This is a genomic window from Alkalibacterium gilvum, from assembly GCF_900109085.1.
GTDB classification, from domain to species: domain Bacteria; phylum Bacillota; class Bacilli; order Lactobacillales; family Carnobacteriaceae_A; genus Alkalibacterium; species Alkalibacterium gilvum.
On sequence record NZ_FNYW01000024.1, the window covers coordinates 23,405 to 33,161 of the forward strand.

Annotated in this window: 8 protein-coding genes; 2 read left to right on the forward strand and 6 right to left on the reverse strand. The window is 35.1% G+C overall.

Features of this window, described 5'->3' with window-relative positions; genetic code table 11:
- Positions 1-276: 276 nt before the first annotated feature.
- Genes BMX83_RS06925 through BMX83_RS06935 form a run of 3 tightly spaced genes read right to left on the reverse strand, consistent with a single transcriptional unit; the run spans position 277 to position 3,583 of the window.
- Positions 277-1,764, reverse strand: coding sequence for an ABC transporter permease (locus BMX83_RS06925; RefSeq protein WP_091635195.1), 1,488 nt, complete (start codon positions 1,762-1,764; stop codon positions 277-279).
- Positions 1,765-2,658 carry an ABC transporter ATP-binding protein gene (locus BMX83_RS06930; RefSeq protein ID WP_091635198.1) on the reverse strand — a complete coding sequence of 298 codons (894 nt, stop codon included), beginning with the start codon at positions 2,656-2,658 and terminating at the stop codon, positions 1,765-1,767.
- On the reverse strand, positions 2,645-3,583 hold the full coding sequence (locus tag BMX83_RS06935) for an ABC transporter ATP-binding protein (protein ID WP_091635200.1): 939 nt from the start codon (positions 3,581-3,583) through the stop codon (positions 2,645-2,647). Before BMX83_RS06935 ends, BMX83_RS06930 begins: the two co-directional genes overlap by 14 nt.
- A 187-nt stretch (positions 3,584-3,770) precedes the next feature.
- Here BMX83_RS06935 and BMX83_RS06940 point away from each other — a divergent pair, with 187 nt between their 5' ends.
- Positions 3,771-4,343: a TetR/AcrR family transcriptional regulator gene (locus BMX83_RS06940; protein WP_091635203.1), complete on the forward strand. Its 573-nt coding sequence runs from the start codon at positions 3,771-3,773 to the stop codon at positions 4,341-4,343.
- A 74-nt stretch (positions 4,344-4,417) separates the two neighbouring features.
- Here BMX83_RS06940 and treC read toward each other — a convergent pair whose 3' ends face one another.
- The 3 genes from treC to BMX83_RS06955 all read right to left on the reverse strand — a co-directional run bounded on the left by treC (position 4,418) and on the right by BMX83_RS06955 (position 9,105).
- Complete coding sequence (treC, locus tag BMX83_RS06945) at positions 4,418-6,070, reverse strand: alpha,alpha-phosphotrehalase (RefSeq protein WP_091635205.1); 1,653 nt, start codon at positions 6,068-6,070, stop codon at positions 4,418-4,420.
- 140 nt (positions 6,071-6,210) lie between these two features.
- Positions 6,211-7,665, reverse strand: coding sequence for a PTS system trehalose-specific EIIBC component (treP, locus tag BMX83_RS06950; RefSeq protein WP_091635208.1), 1,455 nt, complete (start codon positions 7,663-7,665; stop codon positions 6,211-6,213).
- A gap of 168 nt (positions 7,666-7,833) precedes the next feature.
- The gene (locus tag BMX83_RS06955) at positions 7,834-9,105 is read right to left on the reverse strand and encodes a bifunctional folylpolyglutamate synthase/dihydrofolate synthase (protein ID WP_091635211.1); all 1,272 of its coding nucleotides are present in this window, start codon (positions 9,103-9,105) and stop codon (positions 7,834-7,836) included.
- A 422-nt stretch (positions 9,106-9,527) separates the two neighbouring features.
- Between BMX83_RS06955 and BMX83_RS06960 the strand changes: the two genes are divergently transcribed.
- The coding region (locus BMX83_RS06960; RefSeq protein WP_177170531.1) for a transposase at positions 9,528-9,757 on the forward strand (230 nt) is incomplete at its 3' end.

Here is a 9,757-nt window from a genome sequence, read left to right on the forward strand (position 1 = left end):
CCTATGTTGTTAAGTGCTTACTTACATATCTTGTATTAACTATACCGTAAAATCTGTCCGCTTTCAACTATAAGGCTTCGCTAATCAAATAGTTTTAAACTTACTCTTTTTCACCTATTCACTTGCTTCATTGATTACCTCCTTTTTTATTATTAAGCACTCACTTATATCTTATGGAATAACTTTGATAAAAGTATTGTTTAGCTTTCAAGCGTGAAACTTCACTATCAAAATAGTTTTAATTTAATAAACTGTTTTCCTTTAATAATTAGAAAATTAAAGTGGTAAATCTTTCTTGGTGAAGATAATATTTGCTGCTGTGTATAAACCGAAAGCAATTATTCCCAGTGCAATCAGCCCCCAGCCAAACTCTCCACTTGCAAGAATCGCGTCTGTATCGAATAAAGTCGTTAAGGTTAGATATTCAAGTATTGCAGGTGTATCATCCATTAACTGTTGGACCATCGTTAGTAAGAAAAATGCAAATGGGATACCCCCACCAACTGCCAAAGCTACCCCTGTGCGGTTAAATAAAGTAGACGTAAAAAATGAAATCGAGCTAATCGCTAAGATTAAGCTAAATAGGCCGATGCTTAACCAAAAATAGGTTTCTCTGTCAAATTCTAATGCCTGATCAACCGCTCTTGCTGATGACACCATCGTGTTATGTGTCATTGTAATAATTTGCTCTTCCTGCAAACCTGTTGCCTCAATCGCTGCTTCTAACGCAGCAGGATCCTTGGTTAAAGTTAAATTATCCTCTACTTGGTTGCTATTCATATTCAAGGCATTTGCCGAAGATTCAATGACTGTTTGTAGTAAAAGTCCTGCATTTTCTTCTGTGACCCTAAATGCTGGTTGAGTATCTTCTTGACCTTCTTCAGATTCTTCTACTTTTTTATTTTCTTTAGATCTTAGACTTTTTACTTCGTTGTTCACAAATTGCTGGTATTCATTAACAGAAATTCCTTTTACTTTTGCCCCTGCTGTCAAAGCATCGTTGCTTTCTAAAATCATTTGTGGATCTTTCATTAAATCTTCAGTAGTGATTTTAATATCTTCATCCTCTATATCGTCATCTTCTTCATAGATATCTTCACGTTCATCTGTAATGATTTTGGCTGTTTCTTCATAAGAATGGTCATTAATGACTTCAGTTAAATAGATTGAATAAGCCTCTAAATCCATATCCCGTGCTGCAGCTGCATCACGCATAGCTTGTTCATTATCTTCAATTAAGTATAAACGTTCCGATAAATAACGCTTACTTTGATCTAAAGGTTCTGCTGCTGCTTCTACGTCGTCGGTTATTGGATAACCGGTCACATTATTGTACTGTAATTGAGAGGCCCCTAAACCAGCTAGAGAAACAATAACGTACATTAAAAGAACAGAAGAGATCATATAAAGTGACTTAGTAAAGATAACACTTCTACGTTTAATTGGAGTCGACAAAGTATAAGCCATTGAACCAGAGTCTACCTCATTAACCACTAAATTATTCGCTGTAAACACCACATAAACAATTCCTAGAATAAGCGCAATCAGCTTATAAAAATTCTCTAAGTTTCCTAAGAGACTATCCATAGAAGACAAAAGACTAGAAAATGCTGTCCCCTCGGCGGCTGAAGCAATCGATGCATAACCTGCCGCATCATACCCTATGATAAATCCTGATAAAATAATGGAAGCAACGATTGTGATGATTGCCCAGAGCCTCCAATTCGTTTTGACACTTTGCTTAAATATTGGCTTTGAAAACATTTATACTTCCTCCTTAAATATTTCAGTGATATAATCCTCAAACGAAAATTTAATTTCTTTAAAGTACACTAAATCAAAGTCTTTTAAATCTTGAACCAGTTGATTAATATTTTCATCATTAACTTGAATAAAAATTTGTAGATCTTCTTTTTTTACCTTATTTATTTGATAGTCCAAACTTAAAAACTGTTCAAAATCAGTACGTGATTTAAATTCCATCCTGAAGACCTTATCTTCGTTATAGCGAATTTTTCTCATATCTGTAATGTCGACAATTTTACCTTTTCGAACAACTGCGACTTGATCAGCAACCTCTTCCACTTCTTGAAAGATATTACTCGACATAAAAATGGTTTTCCCTTTCGCTTTTTCTTCTTTTAAAAGATTGAGGAAAATATCACGCATTAATGGATCTAAGCCTGTACTTGGTTCGTCCATGATTAATAGATCGGCATCTGAAGCAAAGGCTGAAACAATAGCTGTCTTTTGTTTCATTCCTTTACTCATCGAACGTACTTTAGCTGTTGCGTCTAATTGAAGAAGCTTTATTAACTCTTTTGCACGCTCCCAGCTTCCTCTTCCCGATAAATAAATTTGTTCTTTTAAAAATTCTTCTCCCGTAGTATTTCCTGGAAAGTTGATCTCTCCTGGAATATAAGACACAAAACGTTTAATTTCCGCACTACTTTTCGTCGCATCAAGTCCGTTAATCGTAACTCTTCCCTCATCAGGATTTAAAAAGCCCATCATATGTCGTATGGTTATTGTTTTCCCTGCTCCATTCACACCAACAAAACCATAAATTTCTCCTTTTTCAATTTCCAAAGATAAGTCAAAGACGCCCTGGCCTTTTCCGAAATCTTTCGTTAAATGTTTAATATCAATGCATACCATATTGTAAGTTCTCCTCTCCATCAGCTACTGTTTTATCACGGTCATAGAAATCCATAAAATAATCTTCTAGCGTAAATTTAATTTCTGAAATAAATTTAAGCTTTACCTCACTTAATTCCATAAAAAGTTCTTGCATTTTTTGGTCTGTTACTGTCAACTTTACTTGATTTTGTTTAGGTCTCTTCACTGAAATCGTAAGAGCTGTATTTTTTATAAATTTTTGATAGTCTTTGAAATTAGCAAACTCAATTTTAAATGATTTATTTGTATTCTGTTTCAGTTCATCTGCTTCTACCGTAGAAACGACAACGCCATCCTTAATAATCGCAATTCGATCGCAGGTTGCATCTACTTCCGTGAAAATATGACTGGATAGTAGAATAGTTTTTCCTTCTGCTTTTTCTTTCAGAACAAATTGAATAAAACGTTCTTGCATCACAGGATCTAATCCGGAAGTCGGTTCATCTAGGATTAAAATTTTTGGGTCGTGCATAAAAGCAGTAACCACTGCCAGTTTTCTTTTCGTTCCGAGACTCATCTCTTTAATCGCTTTTGAGCTATCGATTTCGAATAGTTCTTTAAGCTCTTTTGTCTGTGTCATATCTGTCAGCTGTCTTTCCTTTGCCATGTATTCAATAAACTGATCTCCCGTCATTCCTTTTGGAAAGGCCAGTTCACCTGGCAAGTAACCTACATCGTGTTTAATATTGTCGGCTGATTTCCAGCTGTTTTTACCATTAATAGATAATTCTCCGTCATCCAGTTTTGAGAAGCCCATAAGATGCCTTATCGTTGTCGATTTTCCTGCACCATTAGGCCCTAGAAACCCAAAAGTTTCCCCCTCTTTTACCTCAAAAGAGACATCGAATATTCCACGACCGTGGCCATAATCTTTCGTTGCATGGTTTACTTTTATTACTGACATACCTTCGCCTTCTTTCATCTATGATATAAGTATTAATAAATTTATTTTTGTATTTTAACTAACATCTGTTATATTTATAACTATACGTGAAAGAGTCATATGAACAAGAGACACCATTTTATATCTGATAATTAATTAACTTTTTCAGATAATATGTTCATTAAAATAACGGGAGATGACTTTTATAATGGAACAATTAGACTTAAGAGTACAAAAAACTTACCGCTCACTTATTGATGCATTCGAAAAGCTATTAAAAGACAAGGAATTTGAAAAAATATTAGTCACCGAATTATGTGAGGCAGCTATGATTCGACGCCCTACCTTCTATAGCCATTTTCTAGATAAATATGATTTTTTCACTTTCTTTATCAGACACAAGATGAACCTGATTTTTGATAATGTGTTTCAAGCATTAGATCAAAAGTCAGATGGTGAGGCTTATCATTTCTTTATTTTAGTTTTCGAACAACTTCTAAACCAATCTGATAATTTATTGGAACTTATTTTTAGCTTACAAATGAAATCTGATATCGTTACAGAATTAAAAGGTATTCAAGAATATGGACAAAGCATGTTGAAAAACCACGTGAATACAGGAAAAAACCATGACAATTCAGCTATCGTCAATGAATATAAAAGCCAAATCATTATGGGAATAACAATAAAATCAGTCTATTGGTACAAAAATAATAAACATAACATCAGTAGAGAAGAGATGACTGTGCTTTACGAAGAGACACTAGAGAAACTATGGTAAAAATAAAGAGATAAAAACCCGCCTAAAGCAAGTGTTTAAACCTTACTTTAGACGGGCTTTTATATTCATTTAAATTATTCTATCAAAAATGCAGCTGTCTCATAGGCTTCCATAACAAATTCTTTCTGAAGTGTTCTTTCACCACTGTTACCTATTAAATAACTACTTTGCCCTTTCAGCAGTTCATCTGGAAGGGTTATTGTGTCTGTTTCCTCATAAAAATGGTTTAAAACGAGTAATTTCTGACCTTTATATTCTCTCACATAAGCAAATATACTTTGGTGATTTAAGTTTATCGCTTTATAAGAACCTTCTTGAATAATCGCCAGCTCTTTACGCAAAGAAACCAATTGCTTGTAATAAGCATAGATGTTTCTACTCTGTTTTATGTTTTCTGTATTGATTTCTTTATAATTATCTGCAACTTTTAACCATGGTAACCCTTTAGTAAAACCAGCATTTTCTGTCTGATCCCATTGCATCGGGGTTCTAGCGTTGTCTCTGGATTTATCTCTTATTATATCAAGAGCTTCATTATCCGACATTCCAGCTTTCTTAAGTTCACTATATGCATTATGTGTTTCGATATCTTTGTAATCATCCAAATTAGAATAATCAGGATTTGTCATTCCAATTTCCTCACCTTGATAGATATAGGGCGTTCCTCTCATCAAGTGAATCGTTTGCGCTAGCATAGTTGCTGTTTCAACTGGATAATTTTTTACATCTCCAAAGCGATTGTTCGCTCGAGGTTGGTCGTGGTTATTCCAGAATAGGGCATTCCAGCCATCTCCTTTTGCCATTCCCTCTTGCCATTCATTTAAAATTTGTTTTAACTTGAGAAAATCAAAAGGCATTCTAGTCCATTTTTTACCATCTTTATAATCCACTTTTAGATGATGAAAACTGAAAATCATAGATAATTCATTTGATTCTGGATTAGAATATTTTATGCCATTTTCAACAGTTGTTGAGCTCATTTCACCCACTGTTAGGATATCATCATATTTGCCAAATGTTCTTTCATTCAATTCCTTAATGTAGTCATGAACAATTGGAGTATCTGTGTAATGTGACTTTCCAACGCCATCTGTAGCATCTTTCAGCTCTTGGTCTTTTCCGATAACGTTGATGACATCAAAGCGGAAACCTTTTACTCCTTTTTCAAGCCAGAAATTAACTACTTTATAGAGTTCTTCACGCACTTGGGGATTGCGCCAATTCAAATCTGCTTGTGTGACATCGTAAAGGTGAAGATAGTACTTATTCGTATCGCCAAACTTAGACCATGCTGGTCCACCAAACTTAGACTCCCAATTCGTTGGTAAAGTGCCATCCTCTTGTCTTTCTCTTAAAATATAAAAGTCTTGGTATTTTTCATCTCCAGCTAGTGCCTTTTGGAACCATTCGTGCTCTGTCGAAGTATGGTTTAAAACCATATCTAGCATCAATCCAATACCACGCTGACTTGCTTCTTTAACTAGTTTATCAAAGTCATCCCAAGTACCAAATAAGGGATCAATTGATGTGTAATCAGCAATGTCATACCCGTTGTCATTCTGAGGAGATTTATAAAAAGGATTCAACCAGATCATGTCTGCACCCAACTCGGCTATATAAGGTAACTTTTCTATTACTCCATTTAGATCACCTATACCATTGCCTTTTGTATCCTTAAATGACTTCGGGTATGCCTGATAAATAACTTTATCGTGAAAATTTTGCATTTTACTTATCCTTTCTCTTTTCAAATGAAAAAGGATACTTTTTTTAAATGCGCTTCTTCCAGTAAACTTACTAGAATTAAACCCATTTATTGAAAATATCCTCTCTCTTTAAAATTTTTCAAACATATTTACTCTTAATTTTAATTACCTAGTTTTGGAATAGGTAGATTGTCGTTTTCCCAACTCGTCATAATATTATTTTTCTCAAATACAATAACTAGGGCGATCGGTACAATAATAGCTACTGCCATAGCTATAAAGAACCATAATAAACCTGACTGAATACTCAAGAAACCTGGTAAGCCTCCGACACCGATATTAAAGGCAGTGACGTCCATAGCAACTGAAATCATTCCCGCAAAAGCAGAGCCGATCATTCCAGCCACAAATGGATAAACATATTTAATATTTATACCAAACAAAGCCGGTTCAGTGACACCAAGGTAAGCTGAAATTGCCGCTGGTACAGAGACAGCTTTTTCTTTTTCATCCCCACGATGCAACCAGATAACACCCATTACAGCAGAAGCTTGAGCAATATTTGATAAAGCAATCATTGGCCACAAGTTTGTACCACCATAGTCAGCAACGAGCTGTAAGTCGATTGCATTGGTCATGTGGTGCAAGCCTGTAATAACAAGCGGTGCATAAAGTCCACCAAAAATAAATCCAAAGACCCAGTTGAATGTTCCGCTCAATCCCCAGTTAACAGCTAGTGACAGCCAAGTACCCAGCTGCCAGCCGATTGGGCCAATAATAGCATGTGCGACAAAAATCGTTGGAATCAAAGCAAGTAATGGAACAAAAATCATGGATACTGCTTCCGGTATTACGCGGCGTAGCCATTTTTCAAGAATAACTAATAAGAAGGCAGCCATCATAGCTGGAATCACTTGCGCCTGGTAACCAATCATATCTAATTGGAAGAATCCAAAGTCCCAATAGGGCACTTCACCGGCTACAATATCTTGAACACCATAGGCATTAAGTAATTGCCCTGAAACCAGAGTCAATCCGAGCACAATACCTAAAATTTGAGTAGTTCCCATTTTACGTGTAACACTCCACGTTATACCTACAGGAAGCATATGAAATATCGCTTCTGCTGGAAGCCACAAGAATGCATTGACTCCACTCCAAAATACTGATGTTTCAACAATTGTTTGACCATCTAAAAACCACATTGGTACGGCTTCTAAAACGTTCCTAAAACCTAAAATTAGACCACCAATAATAATTGCGGGAATCAAGGGGGTGAAAATTTCTGCCAAAGCCGCCATAATACGCTGCAAAGGATTCATGTTTTTCTTACCCGCTCCCTTAACTTCGTCTTTCGAAACACCTTCCAGCCCTGATACAGCTGAAAACTCATTATAAAAATCACCAACACGGTTTCCAACAATAACCTGAAATTGGCCTGCCTGTGTGAAGGTCCCTTTAACTGACTCGATATCTTCGATTCTTTCTTTGTCTGCTTTTGATGGATCATTCAGTACAAAACGCATGCGTGTCGCGCAATGAGTGACAGCGCTGACGTTCTTTTTACCGCCGATTGCATCAAGTAGCTCCTGTGCATCTTTCTTAAAATCTGCCATTATTATTTCCTCCCTTGAGTAACTTGTATATACAAGTTTTATTGATTTAACTATAATATAACCCAGAATCAAATGCAAGCGTTTTCAATACTCTTTTTACTTTTACCTAAATGTTTAGAAAGCCCCGGTTACTCTGAATGAGTAACCGGGGCTTTTTCCGTCACTTTTTTATTTCCACAATCTTTTTATGTCTCCAATTAAATACAAAGAGCCAAATACTATTATTTTTTCCTCACTAGGTTGCGTTTTAAGACATTCTATTACATCAGTAATTGATCCGATAGACTCTGCCTCTATGTCTTTTCCTCTAAACTCTATAGCAACGTCACTCGGAGAAAATCCACGATAAGGATCTGGAGAGACTGTGTATATTTTTTTGGCATAAGGACGTACTTTGTCAATCATTTTCATATAATCTTTGTCCTTCATCATCCCTACAATGAAAGTTACTTTTTCTTTTGGAAAAAGAGCTTGAATCGAATCAACTAATGTTTCTACCCCTTCAGGATTATGGGCACCATCGATAAAGATAGCTGGATTTTCTTGTATTTTTTCCATCCGTCCCGGCCAGTAAGTCTTTTCCAGTCCATCCACAATATGCTGATTAGAAATATTGAACTTTTTTTGTCTCAATACCAGAGCAGCTTCGATAGCCAGTAGTGCATTACTTACTTGGTGTTTACCAGTCATATTTATCTTTAACATTTTAAATGGCTTATACGAAAAGGTACTGCCGTTTTCAGTTAATTGTATATTTTGCACTTTATTCACTTTTACTTGGTGTACGCTTGCTTGTTTATTTTCTGCTATTTCCTGAAAGACTTGATTGACAGATGACGTGAATGGAGGCAACACAATATCCCCCTTTTCTTTAATGACCCCTGCTTTTTCTTTTGCTATTTTTTCTATTGTGTGGCCCAATACTTTGATATGATCCATACCTATCGATGTCACAATAGCAACTTCAGGGACCGGAATGACATTGGTCGCATCAAGTCTCCCACCTATACCAGCTTCTAGTATAACTATATCACAATTTTTTTCTTTGAAATATAAAAGAGCAACAGCCGTTAAAATCTCAAAAGAATAGAGACGTTCACCACATTCATTTTCGACATCTTCAACCACTGCAGCCACTTTTTTTGTCACAGAGATAAAGTCTTCATCTGATATTAATTGTTCATTTATTCGTATACGTTCATTCACTTTTTCTAAATGGGGTGAAGTAAAACTACCTGTTTTTAAATTTGCCTGAATAAGAATTTGTGAAATAAAAGAGGCCGTTGATCCTTTTCCATTCGTCCCAGCAATATGTATAAAGGATACATTTTTTTCTGGATTATTCAGTTTATTTAATAGAGTATGCATTCGATATAAGCTTTCTTTTTTTCCATTTCCTCTATTTGTATTTACTAGCATAACAACGTCTGTCATATCCATTTGTAAGACCCTCTTTAAATGAAATTTTATTACTTATTAACCCTTCTTATTTCCTTTCAAGTATAACCGGTTCAGTAACTAACAACAAGATAATAAAAATTCACAATTTGTTCACATTTAGTTCACATTTTATATATATGTATAATCTTTGTATTTTTTTAACACATTAATATCCTTTATACGTTTTCTAAATGTTAATTTTGTACTAATTTTCGCTGTCTCTTAGCTTTACTTATTCTTTAAGACAGCCTTTATCAAATATATCACAGCTAATGTTTGCGCTTTATTATGGTAAGTTATAAACTAAACGTAGATAAATATAGATAAAGTCCATATAATTGTGTAAAAGATAAAAGGCCATATAAAGCTCCTTTTACGGTACAATGTTTTTATCGACAAAAACATACCTAGGAGGACTTTATATGACCCAAGTACATTTTACATTGAATACTGATGAGATACAAAAGATAATTAATGATTCTGTAAAAGATGATTTAGCGAAAGATATTTTAACCACCATTTTTAATCAGCTCATGGAAGACCAACGGTCAGAATACATTCAAGCTGATGAATATGAGCGATCAACTACACGTCAAAGTCAACGAAATGGCTATTATGAACGCGATTATACGACAAGAATTGGTACACTTGA